Here is a 26,565-nt window from a genome sequence, read left to right as displayed (position 1 = left end):
GGGAAAAATATACTCATATTCAAAGATTAAAAAGATTAATTAAATTCAATTATTTAAAATTACTACGATCTCCAGGCGGGGCAGGGAAGGTTTCACGAGGATTTGCGGTAGGATTTGGGCTTGAAATCATTTTGCCGTACACACTTTATACCGAATATGCATTATCGTTACCTACGGCAATCATTGATAACTTACTTTGTAAAGTAACATTTTTACCGTGGATTCTTGTTATTTTACGGGAAGTATACTTGCTTATTAATGACGACATTTAATATGAAAGATATATCAAAAATAATAGGATTCCATCGCAAGCACCAGCGAGTTCCGACAATACAGCAGGTAGAAGCTGCCTATCTGCAAGCAAAGAATGGTCAGATGGATGGCGCAGTGCTACTGGCGGATTGGAAACGGCATTGCTTCTATGTGAGGAGCGATTATGAACGGGAAGTTATGACAATGATTTTCACTTATTGTTCTGAGTTAATAAATTAAAGCTGCGGAGGTGTCTATTCTGCAAAAATTTTTATGCGGTCAATGCGCTCAATCTAATAATCTAAGTCTTGAAATGCGAATTGCTTTAGCACTCTCATTAAAGAGGGGTTATCAATACACCTGCAGCGAATGTTCTCAAAGCTATTTATTATCACTAATTAGTGCCAGAGTTGATGATGGTGATGAGAATGAGGTAGTCGACGATATTAATGTATCTCTTTCCTCACAGGCAATCGATATAAATCGGAATGAAACTACTATTAAACCAGTCGCGTATAACGTAGAACAACTTGATCTCTTTCTTCTTTAATTCTCAGATAAGGTACAGCATTATTCACGATAGAGAAAAACATGATCGGCGCCAGTTGTTATCTAAATCCCAAATAGCATTTATAGAAAAGGAGCGGGATTGCAGATTGGAAAGTTATTCATCGTACATGGTGATAAGGGATAAGGAGATATAAAACGCCGACTGCCAACAAGGTAGCCGGCATATTTTCGATGGAATTGATTCTCGTAAGCACGTTTACTAATTGAATTGTCATCCAAATCTTGATTACGACATAGAACAGCCCTCAACTTGATAACAAGGTGGGGGCTGTTTGACGCTTAGTGTGTCCTGAAGAAAAGTTGCAACGAAAGGAGGGCACAAGCAACTTTTCATGCTTTGTAAGAGATGAGGGAAGGCCCCTCAGGATTGGCATTCAGGTGCAGATTTTAAACCGCCATTGGGTGCTGCAATCAAAAGTTGTGGTGCTGAGCGCAATTGGAAAAAGCCAAAATGAATTGGTCAGGTGACGAAAGTGAAGAACTGATGAAACGTCGTTAAGACGAAGTGCGATCAAAACCAGAGATTTTAAGCGGTCACTGGGACAAGGTCTAGCGGAAACCTGATTACTGGCTAGATGATCGTCGGCGTAGAGGTTACAGGAGCATGATGCAGGCTCTTACAAGGAACAGGAGAAGTCTGAACCCATAGTAGTGATGAATCTGCTGTAATGGTAGTGGAGCGAAGGGGTTCTTTTATCCATCATTCTTGAATTGAACAACCAGAAATTGGAGGATTCTATGAAAGAAGGAAAATCGTTTGAGATATCTAAACATCAAGATGATATGAACAAAGTCCGAGGTAACGGATTGATTTATCAATCGCGCTCGCGAATTGTACGAGTTGGTCGGCATCGGGAGAAGAGGTTGGTGGGAATTAACTCTGGAGAATAGTATACATGCAATAATATTCTCTTCTTGAAAAAGGATGGAATGTTTTTTGCAGAGGTGCTTAACTGCCGAACGATTCCTATTGTTTGGTAGTTGCCGGAATGCCATCACTGTTGTACCCGTTTCTCTTACTGCAAAATTGGACCTCGCTGGAAAATCGGTAATGCTGAGATCGCTTATATCGGTAAGCATATTTCATGCCAATCGACTGATTACTTACTTATTTGTTGTCCCAAAACTAATCATGAATACAGCCGAGTGAGATTCCGGTTCAGTACCTAATCTCCTTGGCTTTTCTTTTTTAGACGCTCTTAACCCTTATTTTTATATTCTGATGGAGTTAATCCAACAGTTGCTTGAATCTAATACTGAAATTTTAATATAACATGCCGATGATTTCTGCCACTTCATACGTTTTTGTAACGAACATCCGTGAGCAGCTCTTTAGCATGTTCTATTCTTTGTTCCAGTACAAGATCTGTAAACTTTTTACAGGTTTTCTTTTTTTATTAATCTGCACAAATGGGCAGGGGATATGGCAACGAAGTCCGCAACGGACTGCAAAGAGAGATCTTTATTATAATTATCCTTGATATATGCCACCACTTCACGTGTAACTGCTGAGGAGGTTTCATTTTGATGATCCAAAGGATCGGATCCCATATCGATCCGATACGCTGATCGTTCAACTTGAAGTGCTATGCCAAGTTTTTGCAGCTCGTCAAAGGAAAATAGACTTTCTTGGAGGATATACAAAGTGACTTCACTTCCTCTGGATGTTTTCTGGTTTGGTCACTCGAAAATTTCTATAAGTCGAGGTGAAGTCCCTTTTATGCTCGAAAATCCTTGCTACTCATGGGCTCAGATTAATGCAAAATGCTCATTTAAAAATACATATTTGAAGCAACAATATTTTAGAAAAGAGCCTTTTTTAAATATCATTTACCCAAAGGCAAATAAACGGTAAATGTCGTACCTTGATCAGGCTCACTCACGACACGGATGAACCCGCCGTGGGCTCTGACAAAATGATGAGCGATCGATAATCCGAGCCCCGTTCCGCCTGCATGCCGCGAACGGGCCTTTTCCACGCGATAAAAACGATCGAATAGGTGGGCCAGCTCTTCGGCTGGAATACCAATGCCGGTGTCTATCACTGAGACACATGTATAGACTGCATTCCGATCCAGGACCTTGTCTTCAATTTCAACCGAAATTTTTCCGCCTTCCGGCGTGTAGCGGATTGCATTCGTCAACAAATTGATGAACACCTGCGTGATCCGTCTCGCGTCGGCCATCACCGTTACCGGCCTCGTGTTCGAAGAGAAGCGCATTTCCAGTCCGTTCTCCTCAGCCTCCATTTTCACATCATCAACGACTTGTTCAAGTCTTGCCGACAGATCGAGTGGTTTGCAATCCAATGCCAACCGGCCCGCCTCAGCTAACGACAAGACATGAAGATCTTCCACAAGCAGGCCTAAGCGGATCACTTCGTCATGGAGTCTAAGCAGCATTTCCGGAGGGACGTATTGACCGGTCTGTTGAGCATTTTCTAATTTTAGCTGCATGATTGACAGCGGAGTTCGAAGCTCATGAGCGACATCAGCTACCAATCGCCTGCGGGCGTCCTCAGCTTCCCGGAGGCGAAGCGTCATATCGTTGAATGTCTGGATTACTTTACCGTATTCGTCTCTTGATTGTACAGGAACGTTTACGTCCAGATCCCCCTGCGCAACGCGTTCGATAGCGGCAACGAGCTTTCTAAGCGGGATCGTCAGCATCCCCGAAATCCATAAACTGAAGAACAGCCCGATTGCTACGAAAAAGACCAAATTTCCAAGCCAAAATTGCTGCATCTTACCTGAAACGTAAGTCTTCAAGATTTCGATTTGTTCCCCGGGCGGTGTGTTCAAATAAGATGCACCGATTTCTTCCTTACGAAATTGATCGAACAAAGATTCCATGTAAGCCTGTTTGGTTACGGCATGAGCGCCACCGATAATAAGAACGAGCAGTCCCATGTAGACAAATATTTTTTGGCGTACCGTCAACGTCATGATTGTTCACCGAATCGGTAACCGAAACCGTATACCGTTTGAATATAACGAGGATTGGCCGGATCGTCTCCAAGCTTGCGGCGAAGATTCCGGATATGGGAATCCATTGTTCTTTCGTATCCCATATATTCGTCCTCTAGTGCGGTTGTTAATAATTGCAGGCGGCTGAAAACGATTCCGGGACGCGTAGCCAACGTGTACAAAATTTTGAATTCCGTCGGTGTCAGTTGGATTTCCTGGCCGTCCTTGAATACCTGACATTTGGCCTCGGAAATGATCAGGTTGTCTCTTTCCAAGAACATCGACCTGTCTTCAGGTCCGCGCAAGCGGCGAAGTAAAGCTCGGATGCGCGAAGCGAGCTCACGCAAGCTGAACGGCTTCGTCAAATAATCGTCCGCGCCGATTTCCAGACCGACGATTTTATCCGATTCATCCGATCGGGCCGTGACCATAATAATACCGCAATGCGAGGTTTGCCTGATTTCGCGGCATACGTCGATGCCGCTTTTCTCGGGAAGCATCCAATCAAGTACGACGAGATCAGGCCGTTCAGACCGGGCAATCGTGAGCGCTTCCTTGCCGGTACGGGCGGTCAATACCCGAAACCCTTCACGTTGCAGATAGGTGTGCATCTCCTCAAGCATGCCCGGTTCATCCTCCACAAGCAACAATTTCGGTTCCATTCCAATCACTTCTTTCCAGTTTAGTCTGTTACCGAAAATTATACCGTGATTTAACATGTTCTTGAAGAGATCCACACAAAAAGAGGAGGATCTGCATAAGTTCTCGACATTTATTGTTTAAACTGACTGTGAAACAAGAGAAATAGCCGCGAAGAACAAGAAATGAGCTGAATTATATGCGATGTCGATTGAGAGAGCGCTGTTTGAACTCAGCGCTAAAGGGGGTGGTGGATTTATCCATCAATTCCGTAGAGTATGATGAAAGCACGATAGCGCTAGTTCGTTATAGAAGCTATAGAAGACATCGGAAACAAAGTGTAGAGCAACGCAATTTAAAGCTTGATGGATGAACGCATGGGAATATTTCACACCGGAGCAGTAGTCAAAGATAATAAAGAAGATGGAGCAATTCACTTCGGAACAACTAAAAGCATCTAGAAAAAAAACGAAAGCGAGGATTCAAAGATGAGCAACCAATCCGTAAACCGCAGTGAACCTGAAGCCGGGGATCGCGCGGTGGAAATAACCAATGTTTCACCGCTCGTGGTTAGAGCGCGTATGGTGTTTAAGGCAATGGTAAGGATATTTGCCATTTGCATTTTGATCCAGGTGTTTCTTGCTGGTCTCGCACTGTTTTGGGATTCGGCCCAATGGGCCAGCCATACAGGCTTTGCCAGATTGCTGATCATTGTTTCGATCCTGATACTCGTGATTTCTTTCATCGCTCGGCTGCCGCTTTCTCTTCGACTGCGTAGTGCGGGTTTGTTCGGCATCATCATTTTGATAGCGGTCAGCGCCAAATTACCGTCTGGAATTGGATATTTATCTGCTCTTCATCCGGTACTCGCTCTGATGTTGTTTTTTGGAACTGTGTCCCTCGTAAGAAAGACCGATGACCTCAAAAAAGAAAAAAAGCAAGAATCTGCGGACCAAAGCGGTTGAATTGAGTTTTGATCACAATCTTCAACATGGATGGAGAGAAAAGATGCCACCCTAATCTATCCGACTATCTATTGGTCTTTCTATTCCTTATCGCGTCTGGAGTATCGCTGCATCTGGTTGCGCATGATTATGAGAATAGAACTCATTGGTTTCGAATCATTGTAATTGTTCTATATGGAATATCCGGTATCCTTGTTCACTTTATTATTTTACCAAGACAATGACTAAAGACAGCAAAGAACTTTTGAATTGGCTGAGTTCTGCACAGTTATAGCTTACGGACGAGTGTTCGGATAGTTGGAACGTATACGCCAGAAAAGCGAATAAAGGAGGATAAAGAATGGCCCCTATCAGGGTACGTTACATTGTCGACGATGTAGATGCGACTATCGCATTCTACACACAGCATCTTGACTTCATTGTCAAAGCACATCCTGCACCCAGTTTTGCCGTTTTGCAGCGAGGTGACTTGAATCTTCTTGTGAATGCCAAAAATGGTCAAGGTGGAGCCGCTCAAGCCATGCCGGATGGGCGAAAACCGGAACCCGGTGGCTGGAATCGGATTCAAATCGAGGTCGATGACCTGGGCGGCTTTGTCGAGACCCTGCGTAAAGCGGGCCTACGCTTTCGCAATGATATTGTCACAGGTTTTGGTGGTAAGCAGATCTTACTAGATGACCCATCAGGTAATCCTATCGAACTCTTCGAGCCTGCAAGCAAAACTACAACCATCCAAAAAACAACAAAGAGGAGGAATTAACAAATGAAAATGAAGCTAGTTTCATTCGTAATATTTTGTTCATTACTACTTGTGCCAACTATTGCCTCTGCTGAAGTGACCAACGGTAATGTCGGATACGGATTAACCCCTGGGCGACTCTGGGCCACGATGGACGCGGTGTTGGGGCTGATGAGCGCGATCCTCGCTGGTCTTTCTCTGACCCGCTCCGCCGGTCGTTTCGGCACCGGCAGCGGGCGACGTGGGGCTATCGTGGCCATGGTGGTGGGGCTGATCGTCATAGCCTACGCTGGGGTGCATGTGACCATATTCCCTGGTGGACTCGGCACCGGTGACGGGCGAGCCGGGGCCATCTTTGCCATAGTGTTGGGGCTGACTAGCATGATCCTCGCTGGGATAACTCTGGCCCGCTCCCGCCGTACCGGCTGACCCGACCATGGTGCCCTAAGTTGTAGTTTCTGTCCTTCATGGGCGTGTTCCGGTGGGCGCAGGGGCCGGCTTGATTTTGAGAAAATTAGGGAATGGAAGTAATAAATTAGAGAAGATATCGACGAGGATCTTTTGCCCGTTTTCTTTGATTCGTTGGTCTACATCGATACTCATAAAGATGAAATTGACATTCAACATTTCCCCTAAAAGCGAATCTGAACAATCTTTGGATAGTTTACAGAAAAAAAACTAGGGGTGGAATGGAATGAGAATGAGAATTATGGCAATAATCTTGTGTGGTCTGTTCATCTTTCCCTTATTCGGTTCAGCGCTGAGTGATGAAAGCATGCAAGAAGAGCGATTTGAAACTTCAGTCTTCTCCGAAGTGGATGCGTATATTGCTCGCGAAATGGAACGGCAACAACTTCCGGGGTTGGCTCTTGGGATTGTAAAGGGAGATCGCATCCTTTACCTTAAGGGATATGGTCAAGCCGATTCATCGGGTCGTCCTGTAACGCCTGAAACACCTTTCGGATTAGGTTCGATCGGCAAGGCGATTACCGCTATGGCCGTTCTGCAACTTGCCGAAACAGGAAAAATTGACTTGGATGCGCCTATACAGCGCTATATTCCCACCAAGTATAACGGTGCAGAGTCCATTACTGTGCGTCAATTGCTTAACCAAACAAGTGGGTTCTCCCAAATGTCAACTTTTAGCAACACGCTGTCAAGTAGCTACGATCAAGATGCGCTGGAGAAAAACGCAATGTCTTATGCGGAAAAGTTTTTACAGCAAACCAATCAAAACGAACAATCCTTCCGGTATTCGAACGCAAATTATGTACTGCTTGGCTATATTGTGCAACAAGTATCCGGCCAGTCCTATGGCGACTATGTGAAAGAGCATATTTTCAGCCCTCTATCCATGAATAACAGCTTCGTTACGCTCGATGAAGCAGTTGTACACGGAATGGCTACGCCCTACCGTCGGATATTCGGGTTCAACGTTGCCTACGAAGGCCCCTATGTTTATATTCCAGGGGATGTGCCGGCGGGCTATCTCTATTCCAGTGCGAAGGACATGAGCCATTACTTGATTTCCCAGATGAATGGCGGCCGATTTGAAAATAACTCCTTGCTCTCTTCGGAAGGCATACGACTAATGCAAACCGAACCTGTTCCTGGAACGTACGCAATGGGGTGGATGATAGATAACATTAACGGTTTACCAGTGATCGGTCATCCGGGTGGCTCGATAGGCTTCCAAGCCCAAACTTATATTGTTCCGGAACAACAATTGGGAGTTATCGTGTTCGCTAACGTACTTGACGCGATCGATGCCGCTTGGCCCAAAACTCACATCATTACAACTACCCACATCGCCTCCGGGATCATAAACTTACTGAATGAACAACCGATTGGAGGATCTGGTCTAAGCATTTCGCAGAAATACTTGCTTGTAAATGGATTATTATTCATGCTCAGCGCATGGTTATTATACACGATCGCTCGAACTGCGAAGCGCTGCCTTGGGCCGTGGAGTCCTGACAATTCTGTCCGATCTGAAATATCTATCAAAGTTATATCAAGAATTGTTCTGGATTTTGCAGGTCTGTTTATTGTCCTGATGTTGAGTATGACTCAAGTTGTGCCAGTATGGCATATTGCAACAATCTATCAGCCGGACGTAATCCTTTGGCTGAAGATGATGACTGTACTCATGGCGCTGAAAGGAAGCATGGAAATTATTCGGTTGGTTCGGACGATTTGGCATGAAAAAGCATCAAAGTTGAAATGCTGAGAATAAGTGAGAAAACAGGAGGAAATTTCACTTTATAATAGAGCAGCGGTACGATGTCAAGCCCTTAAATTCAACGATTTTGAATGAACCGAACTCTTTTCAGGGGGTGACGGAAAAAGGCAAACCCAAACTAAACCCGCCCTATCTAGGTTTTCAGATATTCCTAAGTATCTAGGAAATAGGTGGTTGGTTAGAGGTCTATGTCACCCGTGTTGTCGGATCACCTCTCTGGGTTCGTAAAGTCGGTTGGTTCGCAGCAGATAATCGACCAACCACACCAGTTGTCAGGAACCAATAAGAAGATGTTTGTTTGTGGATATAGTTTAGAGGAACTTCATTTTTAGGTATTTCTGAGTTATTTTAAGAACAAGTACTACAATAATTTAATGTTAAAAGGTACGAAGAGTGATTTTCAAAGTCCACAAAAACCTTTCTCGATACAAGCACAAATAGGCTTCCGCCCACAACAGACGTTAAAGGGAATCGAGGCTATGCATATGATTAGGAAAGGGCAGGCCGAAAATAATTCGTCTGTCCTCTCTGCAGTGGAATGGCTTAATAAAATATTTGGTATTATGGCATAGTTAATTACAATTTATTGGGAAATTGCTATCTTTTTTAATTCTTGCACCACAACCGTTAAAAAGATACCTAGAGAGCCGTGAAGATACCTGTAAAGCATTGTTTGTTACCGAAACGAATCCGATCCGTCGATTGACGATTCCAACAATACGTTGGTCTTTAAAAAAGCTAGCACAACGCGGGAAAATTAGTGCCAATGTATATCCTCATCGATTCCGTCGCACCTATGCCTGTCAATTGCTAGATAACGGTGCACCGCTAGAATTTATTCAGGGTATGCTTGGGCATGAAAAAGCATCTACTACACAGATTTATGCGCAGCTGCGCGGAGAGCGTAGAAGAGAATTATATCGCTGATATTTTTAGGAAATTTCATTTTTAGATACGATGATAAAAGGTTTCGGAGGAATATTTTGGAGAACGAAGAATCTTGAAGTTATAAAAAAATGGTACAGTGAAGTATTGAAGATTGAAATAGAAAATTGGAATGGGACTGTGATAAAACCCCAATTAGGAAATGAGACTATCTTTTCTTTCTTTACCGAGAATGACAGTTATTTTCCAACAGAACAACAAGTGATGTTAAATTTCCAAGTACATAATCTAAACGAGACTATTAAGCATCTTGAACATATTGGTGTACCTCTTGCAAAGAAAAAAGAGATTAGTGAATTTGGAAAGTTTATTTGGATTGAAGATCCTGAAGGTCGACTGGTTGAGCTTTGGGAGAAATAACGAGTTGTAATTCATTTGCTATTGACGCAGAACGATAGCACAATAATATCTGGAGGCTGCTAGCACGATCGGCAGCCTCCATTACGTTAACGAGCAGATTTACTCAACAAACTGGCACGAAAGAACGGCTGATTTTAACGGGCCCATGTAAATTTTTTTTTTCGTTCGTTTCAGGTGTCACAAATCAGAGCCTTACATCGTTATATGTGCAAAATGTAAAAGGAGCTGAGGAACGATGAATGACTTGACATGCGTAATCATCGGAGGCGGCCATGCAGGGCTTGCAGCCCTCAAGAAAATACAGGAAATGACCCGGGGCACGGCGAACGGACGGCGGATACGGTTTGTTCTGTTCGACAAGCAGCCGGGTCATGTGCGCAAAGTGATGTTGTTCCGGCCGGCCGCGGGAGAGGAAGAGATTATAGTTCCCTGGGCGCATTATTTTTCAGAAGGAGTCGAATTCGTGCAAGGTACGGTTACATCCGTGGATAGTGAGGGAAAACGGATTCGATATACGGATGCGCAAAGAAATGCTGCCCGATTTCGTTATGACCTTTTAGTCGTGGCGGTCGGCAGCATCGTTCGGCGACCGGATCCCGATCAGGGAGGCATCGCCTTGACAGACCCGCAAGCCGCGGCAGACATCCGTGAGCGCTGGCGTGCCAATCTGCAGAAGGCTGCCGTCGAGACGAACCCTGAGGAACGAAAGCGACTGATGACAATCGCGGTTGCGGGAGCGGGCATCAGTGGCATCGAGACGTCCGCCGAGCTGGCGCTCGCCATAAGGAAGGAAGCATCGGAGCTAGGGCTGAATTCGTCCGATGCCTACGTTTATTTGCTGAATGCACAGGAACGGCTGTTTCGGGAAGGGCCGGAGAAAGTTGGGCGGAAGTTGGATCAGGTGCTCAGCGAATGTGGAGTGAAAGTGCTTCACAATCGTAAGCTGATGCGAGAGGAAGCAGGAGTGGTGAAGTTGAGCAATGGCGATCGTCTGGCGGTTGGCCTATGTATATGGACGATTGGCCTGACACCGAATCCGGTCCTTCGGGGTATGGGCTTGCCGCTAACTCCTGATGGCCGGGTACTGGTGGATGAATGTTATCGCATCCAAGGGATGCCGGGCGTATACAGCATTGGCGACTGTGCGAGAATCGTCGATCCGAGTACCGGTAAGGCGGATCAGATGACGTGCAAAGAAGCTGGGCCGCAGGCGTTAAGACTGGGAAAAATCGTGATGGCCGATCTGGAGGGCCGTTCCGCGCCGGTTCACAAAACGGTGATGGATGCCTTCGCAATCGGCCTGGGGCAAAATCGCGGGTTGATGTGGGTACGAAAATGGGGACTTGATATGATCATAACGGGGAAGCTTGCGTGGAAAATCAAGAAGCTGGCATGGGATTGGGCCAGTAGTCTTCGATAGAAACAAAGAGACCAAGATTGCCATATTTCTAACAACCCCGGAAAAGGTGAGACGGCGATTGGAAGAACTGTACGATCAATATAAAGCGCTCCTGTTCACGCTGGCTTATCAGTTGACAGGCTCTGCGGCAGACGCGGAAGATGCGGTGCAGGATGTGTTTTTTTAGGCCTGCGACGTACATCTTGAACGTTTGGAGGAGCCTAAGGCGTATTTGTGCAAAATGGTAACCAATCGCTGCCTCGATCTGCGCGGAAGAACACGATATGTGATAGGAAAGAAGCTAGTTCAACTTATAATAGACAAGGAGTGAGTGATTATGGAGACAAAAAAAACGACGTATTCGTTCCTAGCCTATTGGGTATATGCAATATTGGCTTGGTTATTTGTGGCTTCTATCATGATTCAGTTTGTTTTAGCAGGTTTGGCCATATTTGGTGATACGGCATATTGGGACAAACATGCCACTTTCGTGCACATGTTTCAGTTCATCCCCTTCGGTATGCTGCTTATCGGTTTGATTGGCAAGCTAAATAACGGTTTGCGCTGGTGGCCGTTTGGTTTATTGGCATTCATCGCACTTCAATATTGGACTGCGCATATGATATTCGGTCAAGCAGCGGCCGCATTGCATCCTCTTTTTGCAGCTTTGCTATTCTTTTTTTCGGTTAAAGTAGCAATAAAAGCTTCATCTATTGTTTTACGCGATCGGTGGAGGGTATGATATAAATTATAAAAATATAATCCTTATTGAAACCTAAAGTAAAGGCTTAAATGAAAAAGCTGGCATGGGATTACGCCGGTATGCTTCGATAGAAACAAAGCGACCAATATTGTCATATTTCTAACAACTCGGAAAAGGTGATACGGCGAATGGAGGAACTGTACGATCAATATAGAGCGCTGCTGTTCACACTGGCTTATCAGTTGACAGGTTCTGCGGCAGACGCGGAAGATGCGGTGCAGGACGTGTTTTTTAAGGCCTGCGACGTACATCTCGAACGTTTGGAGGAGCCTAAGGCGTATTTGTGCAAAATGGTAACCAATCGCTGCCTCGATCTGCAGAAGTCGGCGCGGAAGAGCAGGGAAGTGTACGTCGGTCCGTGGCTCCCCGAACCGATTCGGACGCCGGAGGCGGATACGCTCGAGGCGGCGGTCATCCGCCGCGATCAGCTGTCTTACGCCATGCTCGTATTGTTGGAGCGGCTGAAGCCGACGGAGCGGACGGTTTTCGTCCTGCGTGAGGCGCTGGGCTTCGATTATCCCGAAATAGCCGAACTGCTCGGCAAGCAAGAGGCGAATTGCCGCAAGCTGATGAGCAGGGCAAGAAGCAAGATGGGAATATCCGAGGAGGAGCAGGTCGCGGCCGAAACGGTCGAATTGGAATGGGTTAGCCGGTTTCTCACATCCCTCGAGCAAGGTAACGTCGATCATGTGCTGTCTCTGCTGACCGAAGACGTCATGCTCGTCTCCGACGGAGGTGGAAAAGTAAACGCGTTCAAGCGTCCGGTACAAACGCGCGATCTCGTGGTCCGATTCCTACTAGGCACATTCGAGTTTATAAAGCCCTATTATCAGGGAAGTCTTCACTTCGAGGTTGTCCCTTTGAACGGTGAGGCTGGTATCGTACTCCGTTCCGGAGACGAAACCGTGGCCGCTCTATTTTTACAACTGCGGCGCGGAAAGTTTGACAGAATCTACGTCGTACGAAACCCGGATAAGCTAACCCGGGTTTAGGTAGTCAACTGCAGATTTTTCCATCATGATAAGGATCCGGGAAACTAAGATAAAAGCGTTCTAAGTCTCCTTTTAAGTTTGATGAACATTACATCATTGGAATAACGGAGACGATATCATCATGAGAGCAGGCTGCCGGTACAGATCGGCAGCCTGTTACGGGCAGGAGAGCGGAAAAGTTGAGAATTGATGGTGTGAATATATAAACTGTATTTATAAAAATTTGATTCTTTAATGAAGCACGAAGGAGCTCCCGAGGCAGCTTTCTTCTTAGTACTTATGGAATTGTTCATCATGTCGGGTATTTTTACACTTATGTCGCCACGAACGAATGAATAATTAGTCGACTATAATGTGCCATCGGTTACATCCCCTCATATTGTAGTGCGAGGGGGTGATGAAACATGGCGCAACCGATAACTATCGGAGCAAATAGCATAGCTAAGATCGGCGATCGTTTTTTTCTGATTGTCGAGGTGGAGGCGAAAACAACCGGAGTTGAAATTGATCCGGTATTTGGCGTGCGAACGACCGCACAACAAGCAGCAGCACTCCTTCGTGCAGGTGTAAAGCGTACGAAATTTGAAGACTCCGATCCGAAACCGACTCGCACAACGATAGTCGAGTTGAAAGGCGTATTATTTGCTAACGGACGAATATTCAAGGTATTCGACGTGGAAAACGCGACGAGCGACATTTCCGTCCTAGTTCGGATCAACCTAGCACAGGCGCAAAGGCTTATCCGAAACGGTACACGTATCATCAAAGTTTACAGAAAACCTTTTTAGAACAGCGAAGGAGCTGCGTTCTCAGCTCCTTTTTTCATGTTCATAAAATCCATCGATTTGTATGTACATATGCCTTGATGTTCCTCGTTCAGCTAACGAGGAAGTACGACAAGTTCTGCTATAAGCACCAAACAGTGTGAAAAGCAGGAGATTACAGCAGTAATTTTAACTTTACAACCAAGGATGGGAATGATGGAACCATGTATCCTGAAACCATCCCGCCAATACTCTTGCACGCGTCATGTTTAACAGAACATGCGGTGTGAAGTTCAGGTAGATTCGACAGAACGAAGGCTGTAGCCATTCGATTGGAAAAGGTGTGCCAACGGATATGTCGCGTGGCTGAAAAACTGAATATGGTTAGAATGCTCGCACAGAAGCGAACTGACGAACTTCCGAATGTACAGGTCTAAAGTTAGAGCATGCGGAAACGTATGTACCATCAAACGATGGGGTGAGTGGCGTAAAGTAAAAATTTTCTCTATGAAATACGCTATGCCAAACAATGGTGGCATCAATCTCACAGGCTTAGAGGAAGCACCTAAGTTCAGAATAGATAGCTAGGTTGTAAGGGACTTGGAAAGTAAGGGACGTTGCAAGAAGGGCTGTTACCCGAAACGGTTGCAATAAGGCACATGCCAAAATGAATTTATCCTTGTGAGGGCAGGGGCACGACTGATGAATCCTCTGTAATGGAGGTGGAGGAACAGCCCCAAGTCTAATTGAAAAGAACGATCATTTTCCATACGTGAATTGCACCGATCGGGTAGGAATGTGGGGACATCGCTTCATTAGGAAGGGTGCCACAGTGCAAGCTCTACGAAATTGGGGAATTACGGCATGACAGAATCTTTTACGGATTTGTACGAAAGAGCAGCAAACAAAGAAACCTTCTCACATCTCTACGGGATCGTCACATCCAGAAAAAAAATCTTGCTAGCTTATCGCATGATGAAGTCTAACAAAGGATCAAGGACACCAGGAACCGATGGGTTAACCATCAAAGACATCGAACAATGCTCCGAAAATGAATTAGTAAGCGAAATCCAAAACAGGCCTTAAAAACTACCGCCCTAAGAAAGTCAGACGGAAGCTTATTGAAAAAGATAATGGCAAATGGAGACCGCTCGGCATTCCATGTATCCTCGATCGCATTATTCAGCAGTGCTTCAAGCAAGTACTTGAGCCCATAGCTGAAGCCCAATTTTACAAGCATAGCTACGGTTTCAGACCCCTTCGATCTACACACCATGCCATGGCAAGAGTCCAATTACTCATCAATCAGGCTTCCATGCATTTTGTAGTCGACATCGACATATCGGGGTTCTTCGACAACGTCAACCATACCTTGCTCGTGAAGCAACTTTGGAATATGGGTATTCAGGATAGAATGGTTCTAGCATGCATCTCTAAGATGCTAAAAGCTGAAATCGAGGGGGAAGGAATACCTTCAAAAGACGTGCCTCAGGGAGGTTTGCTGTCAACACTGCTCTCGAATATTGTACTGAATGACCTCGATCACTGGGTGGCTGGTCAATGGGAACTCTTTCCGCTGACACAACCTTTCAAATCAAGAACTGGCGAATGGGCTGCGAAAATACGGACTAGTCTGAAAGAAGGCTATCTGGTGAGTTACGCCGATGACTTCAAAATCATTTGTCGCAATTGGAAGTCGGCCCAGAGGTGGTATCATGCGGTTGTTCTGTATCTCAAAGATCGGCTGAAACTCGACGTCTCACCAGAGAAATCGCAAATCATCAACCTGCGAAAACGAGAGTCGGAATTCCTTAGGTTTACGATCAGAGCGAAAAAAAAGGGTCAAAAGCGAGTAGCGCATACGGGAATTAAAGAGAGCAAAAGGCAGAAAATCAAAAGCGAAGCCAAGAAACATATTCTCAAAATGAGGTCTTCGCCAACGGCTCTATCCGCCGCACGGTTTAACAGCTTTGTCTTAGGAATTCACAATTACTTCAATCGGGCAACACATGTTAGTGTTGCGTTTTCACGTCTTGCCTACGATCTGCGAACTTTCATGTACAATCGTCTTAAACAAATCGGGAAGTACGAGCATCCTGCAAACCCACCGCCAACTTACAGTAAATTTTACAGATTGGGTTACAGGACTTTCAAAGTAGCGGATGTTTATTTATATCCTCTAGCCAACGTGAAAACAAAGAATACGATGGGCTTTAGTACAGGGCTTTCACTCTTTACCACGACAGGCAGAGAACAAATATACAAAAAGCTTCGACCAGATTTACGTCAGGAAATTTACTTACTAACGAAATCTAGCATCCCGAATCAGAGTGTTGAGTATATGGATAATCGGATTAGTCGGTATAGCATGAAAATGGGGAAATGCGAAATTACAGGGATGTATCTCTTCGCGTCCGATGTTCACTGCCACCACTATATCCCGTGCACTTAGGTGGAAATGACAAGTTTAATAATTTACGCATTCTCCACAAAGAGGTCGAATAACTTATTCTCCAAACACATAAAGAGACGATTGGCGTACTCAAGAATAGACTGGGTCTAACGGAATTGATGATGAACAAGATCAACAAATACCGTGAAAAATATACTTTAGAACCAGTTTAACATATCCCAAATCAATGAGTAACGAGGAACTTATGATTTAGTAAATTCAATTAGATGGAACGCGGAGTGCCGGGAAACTGGCACGCTCCGTGTGGAGCAGGGGAAAAGCTGGAGATCACATCAAATGCTTACCTATTGTTACCTTTAGTTCAATAGCATCAAGAGAAGGCGGCCGAAATCAAACATTCGGCTGCCTTCTCAGCTAGACGGGCAGTATAACGGAATAAAACGCTTGATAATATTGGGTAATTATGGTGTAATAAATACAAACATACGTTCTTTTTTTATGAGGGAGTCTTATATGGATATACATAATAATCACTTATTAGAGAGGATTAAAGAGCGTATGACCTACTTTTGTGTTCCAGGAGTAGGCTTTACTATATTTCAAGAGAACCGGCTTGAATGCTCAATTAACCTTGGGATCGAAGAGGTGGGTAAACCTCAGAAAGTGAATTCAGACAGTATATTTCACGCATGCTCAATGAGTAAAATGGTCACTTCTATCGGAGTACTTAAATTAGTTCAAGAAGGTCTTTTAGATTTACACGAAGATGCGAACGTTTATTTGAACTCTTGGCACATTCCTGAAAACCAATACACGAATGCTAAGAAAGTAACGATAAGTAGCTTGTTGGCTCATCAGTCAGGTTTCGTTGACCTTGAGGGCAGTTTTGACGTGTACCAGAAGCAGTCTCCATTTCCCCCCCCTAAGGATTTGCTATTGGGGAAAACGAAATACAATTCAGAATCTGTAGAAGTCAAATATATACCTGACAGCGAATTTCACTACTCTGATACTGGATTCACAATCTTAGAACTTATCATCGAGGATGTAATGGGTGAGTCTTTCAGCTCTGCTATTGATAAACTTGTATTTGCTCCCTTAGGTTTACAGAAAACATTTTTTTGGAATGGTCTTTCGAAACCACGCAGTGCCGAGGGAGCCAGACTAACAGCTGGACATGATAAGCATGGGAACGTGGTGAACGGTACGAGAGTACATTATCCAAATCTGTCTGGTGCCGGCTTGTGGACAACACCATCCGAGATGGCTTTAATAGTAATCGAAGTCATTAAATCTTGGGGTGGTGACCTTACATCACTTTTATCACCAGAGTCAGCCCGAAAAATGCTCGAAGGTTACGGCTGTGCCCAATATGTTGGATTAGGGGTATTTCTATCTCAAGTCAATGGTGAACATTACATGCTTTCCAAAGGTTGGGGAATCGGCTATCAGTGCATGCTTGTCACCTATCCACGTCTAAAATGCGGGATAGTCGTTATGACAAATTCTGAACCGGGTAAGCCGCAAGAGGAAGCATTAATCGGTGAAGTTATTCGAATAGTTTCTCAAGCATATAAATGGCCAGGATTATAAAATTTTTAGATTGAACTAACGAATAACGATAATAAGGAGCTGCCACAGTGCGGCAGCTCCTCTTTTGTTTATTAAAGTGACAGGCAGCATAGTTAAATATAATTAATATTTCCATTGTCCATTTTTTCCCAATACATTAAACTGACATTGTATCTCATTACTCAAGTCATAGAGAGGGTTTGGTTTCATATGAATTTAGAAGTGTTTCCAGAATTAAAGACTGAACGATTTATTTTGCGTCAGATGTCAATTGAAGATGCACCTGCGGTATTCGAAATTTTTTCCGATGCAGACGTTACAAAAGATATGGGCGAAGACCCATTTAAAAGTATTGAACAAGCAGAGGATTTGATTAATTTTATGAACAATCTATTTATTAAAAATAAAGCTATCCGATGGGGAATTATTAAAAAAGATGATAGTACCTTAATAGGTACTTGTGGATACAATGGTTGGGAAATTCAACGAGGTTCACGTGGAGAAATAGCTTATGATTTGGGAAAAAAATATTGGCGAAAAGGCTACATGACTGAAATATTAACAGGCTTAATTTCCTTCGGCTTTGAAACAATGGGACTGTATCGAATAGAAGCATTTACGAATGTAGATGCTATCCCTTCTATAAATTTATTAAGAAAAATTGGTTTTAATGAAGACGGCGTACTTAGAGGATATTCTTACTCTCATGGGAGTTACGTCGATAACCGCTGTTTCTCACTTTTAAAAAATGAGTGGAATTAATGGAGGGCAAGCTCTTGTTAATCTATGGGTTATAGCTTTCCAATAAAACTGTGTTGGACATTCAATAGCAACAAACAGGATGACTGAAATGATCGGAAGCATGCTAAATAACAGGAAACTATAGTAGAGGAGCTGCTTTGAAGCGGCTCCTTTTTTTTGATTGGAACCATTTGGAAAAATGAAACGTCAACTTTGTAGATCTATTATGAGGAGGTTTGCTTTTTGAAAAAAATAGCGTTGATCCTAGTTCTGTGCATGATTTATATGTCTACTGGCGTCCTAGCGGCGTCAGATATGCAAAGCAGCAAAATAAACCTGCCTCAGGGAATGCCTAAGATGATTAGTCTTTTGGACACTACACCGCTGTATGCGGAACCTACGTACGATTTTCAAGAGCCGATGGCTGAGCTCAGTCCTCAGGATGTTGAGGTGGTCTCTACACAGTACGGGGATCAGAATTACGCTTCACCCCTTTCTTATACGTGGGTTCAGATTCATACGACATGGCTAGGAGATTTGTGGATTAATGTGGAGAATCGTAAACTTGGTGTCATCCGGCCACTGGACTTAGATATTCAGTTAGGGGAAGAAACACCGCTGTACAATCTGCCTTATTCCGAATCTTTGAACGGAGCCAGCCTATCGCCACAGAACGTGCACGCTAAAGCTGAATTCGTCTCGCCTTCCGGTTTCTACGCTATTCAAATAAAAACCTCTTGGTTAGGCGATCAATGGTTGCTACAACCTAATGTAAGCAATGGCATAGCAGAAACACTCTCATTACCCACTGCGACGAGCCCTGATTATGACGATACGATGATGATTAAAAACATTCAAGTTGTCAAGTTGGGTGAACGAACTTTTGTCAAAGGAGATTTGGTTCTTCAGAAAGAGGCTTGGGAACGTGGAAGAGCTAAGCCTCGGGGTGATGTTGCAGTCTCCGGCAAGCTTACGTTTATGGATATGTCAGGAAAAACCGTGTCAAGAGTGCCCTATGCTGTTTGGTCCAAAGCAGGGAAAAGTCTGGAATCATCCCTTTTTCTGCCTGTCAATGTGGACCTGTCTTCAGCTGTTGTAGCAACGTTGCAGGATACGTTTCCAGTGTACTTCGGATTACCTCTACCGCCTTTTTTTAATCTCACCGATCCAGATGGAAAAGTATTAGTAGGTATTCTTCGCCATTATTACACAGGTGATTACTCTATTGCGAGAGCCTGGATTAGTGGGAAATTGCCTGGGAAGCATATGTACCAATTGACACTGAACTTTTATTCAGAGGACAATCAATTGTTAGGGACCGCGCATGTTTCCCAACTTCTACACGGTCCTGAATCCCCGGATCAAGCGGGAGATGAAGGGGGTGGAACACCATACCTCATAGATATTGTAGGACAAGGTGATTGGACGAATTACCAAAAGGTTACAATGAAAGTAGATCAAATATCGGATCATTCATAATCATCGATCATTGGAGTTGGTATTTATCGCATACGCAGCAGCATTTTCACTATCATTTTTTATCGTCTATTTACTAATTCCCCCGCTGGGTAAATTAGCGTTTCGTCTAAACTTTGTGGATAGACCTAGGCAAGATGTCGAAAGAAAAATACACCGTGAACCGATTCCGCTAACAGCGAGTTATGCTATTTTTATAGGTTTCATCATTACTTTATTGTTATTTATAAAAGGCTTTACGCTCCAGACAGGGGCTATTGTTGCTGGGTCAGTGCTGTTGCTGATCATTGGTACCGTGGATGACTGGTATAAAACCAACGGTAAAGATTTTCCGAGTTTACCTAAGTTCATTGTTCAGGTATCCTCGGCTGTGCTGGTGTATGCCTCGGGGATCACATTTAGTGGATTTTACAATCCGTTAAGCGGAGAATTTGTGCTGCTCTCGGATTGGCTGCAGTTCATTTTAACTATCCTATGGATATTCGGCGTGACGACAGTAATTAATTTCTCGGATGGGATGGATGGTTTGGCCGGGGGTCTTTCAGCGATATCCGCGGTCACTTTGTTCGTTGTGGCGTTGGCAAAAGGTCAATCCGACTCCGCCATGATGGCTATGATCCTTGTTGGCGTCACCGTCGCCTACCTACGCTATAATAAGCCACCAGCCAAAGTGTTTATGGGGGATGCGGGGGCAACATTTCTTGGCTTTATTCTGGGTGTAATTGCACTGGATGGCGCCTTCAAACAGGCAACGGTTTTGTCCCTTTTTATCCCGTTCTTGGCGCTTGGTGTACCCATTTTTGATAATATATTTGTTGTCATCAAACGTTTATTACAAGGCAAACCAATCTATCAGGCCGACGCAAGCCAGGCCCATTACCGATTACTTCGTACAGGACTTAGTCCGAAACAGGTTGTCATGTTCCTCTATTTGATTAGTGGCTGCTTAAGCTTGTCGTCCATCATATTGCTGTTACTTCATGTGTAACTTATCATCTTCATTGAGTGTCGGGTGACAAGGATATTATCCATACAATCCGCTTAAATTGCGGATTTTTTTATTTATGAGATAAACTTCTTATCATTCGGTGGTGACAAGAAGTTTATCTCAATGCCGCTTTGACAAGACTTACTTTACAACAATTGACGAGCACCTTACGCAGCATTTGACCTAAGTTTAGAATTTTTCTCAATCCTTATCGTGAAGCTGATTAAAGCAAGAAGTCCTACGCAAACGAAGAGGGGAAACCAGCTTTTTGCAAATCGACCGGCCTCCATAATCGCCAGCATCACAAGTGTAGGCAGCAATGGCTCGCCATAAGCCTTCCACCAGTTAATCGCAAACTTTTCATAGTAATAAAATCCGATCATCGTCAGGGCGGAAACAGCCCAGCCTCCGGTATAAATCCAAACTGCGAGTACAGGGTTGCTAGCAGCAACCAGAGGTACAAAAATAACGACGAAAATCCCGGCGGCAATCATGACCCAGAAGGAGGATTTCGTCTTGCCAATACCCGCCATAATACTTCCGCCTAGACGGCCAACGGAAGAGAAGAGGACGCCTAGCGCCATTAAGCGAATGTACGCAGCGGAATCGTCTGTTGAATAATCCGAACCAAATAAAAATCCATTAATCTGATCTGGATATAAACAAATGATTGCTGTTAACGGATAAAGCAAGAGGTTGTTGTAACGGATACAACTCGTACCGCGATTCTTGCTTTCTTCAACATCCTGCGCGCTCTCTGCGACAAAGGGCAGTGTGACTATCATGAACGCCCATGTGATGATTCCGATAAAGCCGGTAATACGAAAACCGTTTGCTAAATAACCTACGGCCAATACGGAGCTGGAGCCTACCATCATGACGAGAAAAGGCTGCTGAAACGCCTTCGCAATATTGCCAGCCCAGGATGGTAGCCCGTATGCTAGCATGCTTTTGATCTCCTGAATCGGAAGAGGACCGAACCATCGAGGTTTATGCACACGTTCAACTTTGATGCAAATAATAAAGGCTGTCAGGAATGCCCCTACGCCCATCCAAAGTGAAATGTTTTCCAGTAAATTCATGCTCCCACGCGGCAAAAGAACGCCAAGTACCGTACCGATCGTGGACAGTGCCGTTGTAATAACCATAAAGAAGGCTTGCGTTCCGAAATCGCGGTTTCCTGAGAAGGAAGCAACGCCAATGTTTAGAATCGAGTTGAAAATAAACATGATCGAGCTCAGCATCAATGCCCCTCGAAGCTCTGTCAATTGGTAGTAGTTCGCTAATATCGGAGCTAAGGCGCATAGCAGTAATCCGATAAGGAGGCTGAAAAGGGTGCTGCCTGTCAAGGCGACACGGAAATTCGTTTGAACCGCTTCCAGAGGTTTTCGCGAAAACGCATAAATTAAAGAAGAGTTGAAGCCGAAATTGAGAAAAAGCGAGATCATCCCGAAGATTTGAAGCAACAGGTTGACCTCGCCAAACCGATCGGGGTCGCCCAGCTCCCGGGCGAGTACGATACTGCCTACGGTTTGCAACATTTGATTGATAAAAAGTCCGAGACCGATGATGGAAACATTTCGAAGTAAAAAACGCTGTGTATCTGTTAATTTGAAACGCTGTGTACGCATGGGACGTCCCCTTTTCCATAGATTAGGTCTAACGCTGAGATATCCAAAGCGTATCAAACACCTCATTGCATGACAAACCAAGAATTTGAAGGAAAACGGAGTAAAATAAAGAAATTCATTGCATATGAAGGGCTGCTAATTCCTGTAAGAGAAATATGGGCATTACGTAAGTAAAAAAGGCAGGGGATTCAGTTAGCTCAACATCTGCTGATTTTTGGGAATTACAACCAGTAGTGACGTAAAATATGGATGATAAGCGAATAACTATGCGTATAAGGGGGGGATGCCCATGGGTATCATCGGTAACCGCTATACGCTCAATCAACCGATCAAGAGGATGGCGAACGGGTTGTGGTTAAGAGGGATGGATCTGACCTTCAAACGCGATGTTCTTCTATATACTTGCCAAGAGACAGACGAATCAGCGCATCAGGAATCCTTGCGATGGATGAGAAAAGCATCCCAGATGTCCGACGAGCATTTCATGCATATTCTGGACGCAGGTTCAGAAGACGGAACGTTGTTTGTTATTCTTCAAGCGTTAACGGGAAGTCCTTTGTCCGATCGACTGAGCGATTTGGAGATAACAGGTCACAAGGCGCTCACGTATGTGTACGAGCTGGCCAAGGGCATTCGAGAAACTCGCCTCAATCGACTGCTAGAATGTTCGGTTGACGCGGAGAATCTATGGATTGAAGATAATGGCCGGTTGCGGATCATGAATTATTGGACGGAAGGGAAGAACGGACGACGCGGTGTGCCTGGGCTGGCTCTACTTCTGTACCAGTTGTGTGCCAAAACGGATATCCCGACATCCTCTATTAGTGCATACTCATTCGATCTGAATCGGTCGTTTGCGGATTTCTCGAATATAACTCGGGAACGTGCCGTAGATTTGGCCTGCAAGGCGTATGAAGGGACATGCACGCTTGCTGATTTTCAACAGGAACTGGAAGTACTGCTCGGTATCAATGGCGAGAGGAAGACGCAACTTCTTACTTCGGCATTACCGGTTAACGATATGAAGTCGTCAAACGGACAGAAGTGGAAATCCGCCGTAAATGAGTACAGGGAGCTTCAGGCGCGCATAAGTACGACTACTAACCGCAAAATGGCGAAACTCAGCGAGCTGTTCCGCGAATCGTTCCAGCTGCGCAAGTGGCGTCTGCTTTCTACGGCCATCTTCGGTGTGCTCGTTCTACTGCTCTGGCTGTCACTGCGTCCGCACCCGGACCTTGTGAACGGCTCTAAGCCGCAGACAATTCCGACGCCCGCTTCTACAGAGGTATCAATGAATCGTAACGAGACATCTAAGCCTGCAGCATCGACACCCGGGATGCCGGCTCAAACGGGCGCGCCGACTCGGATGCCTATTGACGCCGATGTTCAGCCGACAGTCGATGGCGAGGTACAAGCAAAGGCTGGCGTCGTTCCTGATTTGGTCACTCATGCAAGGGAGGATGCCGAGAAGATGGCAATTGCCTCCGGGCTTCGATACCAGTTTATTCTGGAGTCGAATGTCGCCGTTAAGGGGGTCGTGTTTAAGCAAGACCTAACTCCCGGAACTGCCGTCAAAAATGGCGACCGCATCACGTTCTGGGTGAGCAAAGGGAAATAAATAGGAGGCGGTTGCTGCTAAACGAAGAAAGTTGATAGCAAAATTAACTTAAGCTTGGTGCTGAAATCTAGCCCAAAGATGTCAGGGTATTAGCAAGTTAGAATTATAAAAATAAGGGCTGCTCCCAAGCAAGTTCATAAGCTTGAGGGGGCAGCCCTTTTGCAAATTTCTATATCATTAAAGTCCATTCCTCCACGAAACAAGAACTCGAAATTTGGGCGGACTTTCTTGTGCCTCGGACTTCTTGTGGATACGTTGCTATACAGTTCCCTTTCAGAACAGTATGAATATACTGAATGAAGTATCGGCCTACTGGAAGGGGAGACAGAATGAAGCGAAAATCTTGGCACGTCTTGAAGCCTCGAGTCAATACGCAAATACCCCGCATAATTGCAACTATTCCTGTAAAAAGCCCAGTCTCCAACATCGTCGTTAATCCGGTGACGAATCGCGTGTACTTTTTACATGGCGACAACGATTTGAGTGTTCTGGATGGGAACACAAACAAAATCATAGCAACATTGAAAACGGGACAATTGCCTTTCCAAATGGCAGTCAATACGAGAACGAACCGTATTTATCTTGTTAACTTCTTTGATGGTACTGTTTCCGTTATTAACGGCCGCACGAACCGGATCATCACAACAGTTAAAGTGGGTGAACGCTGCGATGAAATCGCGCTTAATTCCCGAACAAATCTGATCTATATAGCGACAATATCCTTATCGTCTAAAAAGGCCGACGTTGCCGTTCTGAACGGGAGTACCAACAAGATCCAACAGAGAATCCCTTTTATTGGACGTCCTTCAGAAATTTCAATTGATGAAAGAACGAACCGAATTTATGTGACGAACACCAGCAAAGATACAGTATCAGTTATTGACGGAAGTACGAATAACATTCTGACATCTGTCAAAGTGGGGCGAAATCCAGTCATAACTCCGGCCTTAAATACGAGGACAAACCGCCTTTATATTGCAAACAACCTAAGCCGATTCTGTTCTGTATTAGAACTGCGAACGAATCGAATACACAATATTCAGCTCGGCAGATTTCAAAGTGAAATTACACTTAACCCTGTGACGAACCGAATCTATGTATCAAGCGCACAAATATCAACAAAGGGGCGGATGTTTGTCATTGATGGCAGATTGGATCGTGTGATCAGAACGTTAACTATTCCTTCTTCAACAAATATGCTGATCAACACGCGTACGAACCATTTATTCATTTCGGAGTTTCGAGAGACCGGAGCAGCTCCGCTTAATGTCTATAACGGCAGCACTCTGAATCGTATCGCAATTCTTCGCCTCACCAAGAGATCAGGTGCCACGGTGCTTAACCCCCGAACAAGCCGAATCTATTCAGGCGGGGAAACTAATATTACGGTCATTCAGGATTAGGTCCGCAAAAAATAAAGAGCCGTCTTCCAAACTATTAATTGGAAGGCGGTTCTTCTATTTGTATGAATTCAAAAGAGTATCGTCCAGCCTGGTTTCACTTGATTCTTCGTATATGAGACTCCGGCGACTTTTAGGCCGCTACGGTCGAGTAGAGTAATAATATCACCATTGTCTCGGAAGAATGCAGGGTCAGCAACTGGGATGGACATAAACTGTCCGGGTTCGATGATGCCATGAATCTTGTACTTTTGCTTAGCCTTGTTTGCGATTACCCACCCTGTTAAGTCTACGGCCCGATTGGAAGCATTCAGCAGTGTGACCGTTTCGTAACTGCCGTCTTCAGTCTGCACGAGGACCCCTGCGATTCGAATGCTGCCGCCTTCCACCTGAACAGGCGTTATGTCGGTATTAGGTACTGGTTCCTCCACAGGGCCAGTGATTGCGTGTCCCGAATTATCGTCGGTGTGCCATGACTGGGACTGAAAAGCGAGGAATACGGCGATCCACCTGTCTTCCGACGGGAAGTGAATCAGCAGCCCTCCGTCCTGGTAGACACCGTCGTCTTTCGTAAATGTGCCGCTGTTACCTTGATTCATATGAATATCGTGAATACCGTTGCCGGGTTTGAATCCAAAAATTTTGTCCGCCTTGCCGGGTTCAGGACCCCATCTTTCACCGAATGCATACAGAACGGCATCATCTGTTTCCATCGCGCGTCTGATGTAGAAGTCAAGCTTCTCGTTCAGATCGTTGTCTCTTCCTGGTATATTGAAGGCAAGCGGTAACATGTTGCGGCGATCGAACAGATTGCTACGAATATAATCGAGTGCCTTTCCGTCAGGCTTGCTTGCCAACGGCGAAAAACCAAATGGCATAGCAGACAATTCGGCCGTCGTGACATGCTGAAAATGTTCAATCGTACAGTACAACAGCTCGGACGGGCTCAGCTGCGACTTGACATTGATCGCTATGCGGAAGTGTTCGTTATTAGCGATAGCGTGCACCTGGTAATGCGGGTTCTCGTTTGTGCCGAGACGCCGGTCGTGTGCTTTGCATTTGAGCAATCCGTAGGGATGGATAGGCATAATATTCCTCCTTTAATCCGGACTCGAAAATGTCCGTTGTTC

General features: G+C 44.8%; 23 protein-coding genes and 3 pseudogenes. 20 read left to right on the top strand and 6 right to left on the bottom strand.

Translation table 11 applies throughout. From position 1 onward, the window contains the following. The first annotated feature begins 273 nt into the window (after positions 1–273). Both GC098_RS15060 and GC098_RS15055 read left to right on the top strand, forming a co-directional pair. Entirely contained in the window at positions 274–492 is a 219-nt protein-coding gene (locus tag GC098_RS15060) for a hypothetical protein (RefSeq protein ID WP_171643961.1), read from the top strand. Between the two features lie 1,041 nt (positions 493–1,533). Then, entirely contained in the window at positions 1,534–1,713 is a 180-nt protein-coding gene (locus tag GC098_RS15055; RefSeq protein WP_171643960.1) for a hypothetical protein, read from the top strand. Between the two features lie 486 nt (positions 1,714–2,199). Here GC098_RS15055 and GC098_RS15050 read toward each other — a convergent pair whose 3' ends face one another. The 3 genes from GC098_RS15050 to GC098_RS15040 all read right to left on the bottom strand — a co-directional run bounded on the left by GC098_RS15050 (position 2,200) and on the right by GC098_RS15040 (position 4,450). Further along, the gene (locus tag GC098_RS15050; protein ID WP_171643959.1) at positions 2,200–2,466 is read right to left on the bottom strand and encodes a helix-turn-helix transcriptional regulator; all 267 of its coding nucleotides are present in this window, start codon (positions 2,464–2,466) and stop codon (positions 2,200–2,202) included. Between the two features lie 182 nt (positions 2,467–2,648). After that, positions 2,649–3,767 (bottom strand): sensor histidine kinase, encoded by a 1,119-nt coding sequence (locus GC098_RS15045; RefSeq protein WP_171643958.1) that lies wholly within the window; start codon positions 3,765–3,767, stop codon positions 2,649–2,651. Then, positions 3,764–4,450: a response regulator transcription factor gene (locus GC098_RS15040; protein ID WP_171643957.1), complete on the bottom strand. Its 687-nt coding sequence runs from the start codon at positions 4,448–4,450 to the stop codon at positions 3,764–3,766. Before GC098_RS15040 ends, GC098_RS15045 begins: the two co-directional genes overlap by 4 nt. 465 nt (positions 4,451–4,915) lie before the next feature. On the opposite strand from GC098_RS15040, the gene GC098_RS15035 reads away from it, so the two are divergent. The 16 genes and pseudogenes from GC098_RS15035 to GC098_RS14960 all read left to right on the top strand — a co-directional run bounded on the left by GC098_RS15035 (position 4,916) and on the right by GC098_RS14960 (position 20,786). Further along, positions 4,916–5,392, top strand: a complete 477-nt coding sequence (locus GC098_RS15035; RefSeq protein WP_171643956.1) for a DUF6220 domain-containing protein — start codon at positions 4,916–4,918, stop codon at positions 5,390–5,392. A 340-nt stretch (positions 5,393–5,732) separates the two neighbouring features. After that, the gene (locus GC098_RS15030; RefSeq protein ID WP_171643955.1) at positions 5,733–6,152 is read left to right on the top strand and encodes a VOC family protein; all 420 of its coding nucleotides are present in this window, start codon (positions 5,733–5,735) and stop codon (positions 6,150–6,152) included. Between the two features lie 3 nt (positions 6,153–6,155). Then, positions 6,156–6,560 (top strand): DUF6223 family protein, encoded by a 405-nt coding sequence (locus tag GC098_RS15025; RefSeq protein WP_171643954.1) that lies wholly within the window; start codon positions 6,156–6,158, stop codon positions 6,558–6,560. Between the two features lie 265 nt (positions 6,561–6,825). Beyond that, positions 6,826–8,361 (top strand): serine hydrolase domain-containing protein, encoded by a 1,536-nt coding sequence (locus GC098_RS15020; protein WP_171643953.1) that lies wholly within the window; start codon positions 6,826–6,828, stop codon positions 8,359–8,361. A 681-nt stretch (positions 8,362–9,042) separates the two neighbouring features. Next, positions 9,043–9,300: a tyrosine-type recombinase/integrase gene (locus GC098_RS15015; RefSeq protein ID WP_246358620.1), complete on the top strand. Its 258-nt coding sequence runs from the start codon at positions 9,043–9,045 to the stop codon at positions 9,298–9,300. Positions 9,301–9,330: 30 nt separating this feature from the next. Next, on the top strand, positions 9,331–9,678 hold the full coding sequence (locus tag GC098_RS15010; protein ID WP_047685110.1) for a VOC family protein: 348 nt from the start codon (positions 9,331–9,333) through the stop codon (positions 9,676–9,678). 235 nt (positions 9,679–9,913) lie between these two features. Next, entirely contained in the window at positions 9,914–11,098 is a 1,185-nt protein-coding gene (locus GC098_RS15005; RefSeq protein WP_171643952.1) for an NAD(P)/FAD-dependent oxidoreductase, read from the top strand. Positions 11,099–11,156: 58 nt separating this feature from the next. Continuing rightward, positions 11,157–11,345, top strand: a pseudogene (locus GC098_RS15000) (sigma factor); the annotation flags it as partial. Between the two features lie 69 nt (positions 11,346–11,414). After that, the gene (locus GC098_RS14995; protein WP_171643951.1) at positions 11,415–11,819 is read left to right on the top strand and encodes a DUF6220 domain-containing protein; all 405 of its coding nucleotides are present in this window, start codon (positions 11,415–11,417) and stop codon (positions 11,817–11,819) included. Between the two features lie 149 nt (positions 11,820–11,968). Continuing rightward, positions 11,969–12,832, top strand: coding sequence for an RNA polymerase sigma factor SigJ (gene sigJ / locus GC098_RS14990; RefSeq protein ID WP_171643950.1), 864 nt, complete (start codon positions 11,969–11,971; stop codon positions 12,830–12,832). A gap of 404 nt (positions 12,833–13,236) precedes the next feature. Further along, positions 13,237–13,620 carry a hypothetical protein gene (locus GC098_RS14985; RefSeq protein ID WP_171643949.1) on the top strand — a complete coding sequence of 128 codons (384 nt, stop codon included), beginning with the start codon at positions 13,237–13,239 and terminating at the stop codon, positions 13,618–13,620. Positions 13,621–14,392: 772 nt separating this feature from the next. Then, a pseudogene (gene ltrA, locus GC098_RS14980) lies at positions 14,393–16,221 on the top strand (group II intron reverse transcriptase/maturase). A 301-nt stretch (positions 16,222–16,522) separates the two neighbouring features. Then, a complete protein-coding gene (locus GC098_RS14975; protein ID WP_171643948.1) occupies positions 16,523–17,602 on the top strand; it encodes a serine hydrolase domain-containing protein in 1,080 nt (359 codons plus the stop codon). A gap of 189 nt (positions 17,603–17,791) precedes the next feature. Continuing rightward, entirely contained in the window at positions 17,792–18,343 is a 552-nt protein-coding gene (locus tag GC098_RS14970) for a GNAT family N-acetyltransferase (RefSeq protein WP_171643947.1), read from the top strand. Between the two features lie 222 nt (positions 18,344–18,565). Beyond that, positions 18,566–19,801, top strand: coding sequence for a hypothetical protein (locus GC098_RS14965; RefSeq protein WP_171643946.1), 1,236 nt, complete (start codon positions 18,566–18,568; stop codon positions 19,799–19,801). Positions 19,802–19,817: 16 nt separating this feature from the next. Then, positions 19,818–20,786: an MraY family glycosyltransferase gene (locus tag GC098_RS14960; protein WP_171643972.1), complete on the top strand. Its 969-nt coding sequence runs from the start codon at positions 19,818–19,820 to the stop codon at positions 20,784–20,786. Positions 20,787–20,953: 167 nt separating this feature from the next. Here the strand turns inward: GC098_RS14960 and GC098_RS14955 are convergent, their stop codons facing one another. Beyond that, entirely contained in the window at positions 20,954–22,417 is a 1,464-nt protein-coding gene (locus GC098_RS14955; RefSeq protein WP_171643945.1) for an oligosaccharide flippase family protein, read from the bottom strand. A gap of 289 nt (positions 22,418–22,706) precedes the next feature. On the opposite strand from GC098_RS14955, the gene GC098_RS14950 reads away from it, so the two are divergent. Beyond that, a complete protein-coding gene (locus GC098_RS14950) occupies positions 22,707–24,035 on the top strand; it encodes a PASTA domain-containing protein (protein ID WP_171643944.1) in 1,329 nt (442 codons plus the stop codon). Between the two features lie 329 nt (positions 24,036–24,364). Further along, entirely contained in the window at positions 24,365–25,438 is a 1,074-nt protein-coding gene (locus tag GC098_RS14945; RefSeq protein WP_171643943.1) for a YncE family protein, read from the top strand. A gap of 68 nt (positions 25,439–25,506) precedes the next feature. Here GC098_RS14945 and GC098_RS40030 read toward each other — a convergent pair whose 3' ends face one another. Both GC098_RS40030 and GC098_RS40025 read right to left on the bottom strand, forming a co-directional pair. Further along, positions 25,507–25,824 carry a lamin tail domain-containing protein gene (locus tag GC098_RS40030; protein ID WP_312880136.1) on the bottom strand — a complete coding sequence of 106 codons (318 nt, stop codon included), beginning with the start codon at positions 25,822–25,824 and terminating at the stop codon, positions 25,507–25,509. 36 nt (positions 25,825–25,860) lie between these two features. Beyond that, a pseudogene (locus GC098_RS40025) lies at positions 25,861–26,523 on the bottom strand (DUF2278 family protein); the annotation flags it as partial. Positions 26,524–26,565 lie beyond the last annotated feature (42 nt).

The organism is Paenibacillus phytorum (assembly GCF_013141715.1).
GTDB classification, from domain to species: Bacteria; Bacillota; Bacilli; order Paenibacillales; family NBRC-103111; genus Paenibacillus_E; species Paenibacillus_E phytorum.
Note: the sequence above shows the minus strand (reverse complement) of the source record. Positions and strands in the feature narration are given on the sequence as shown.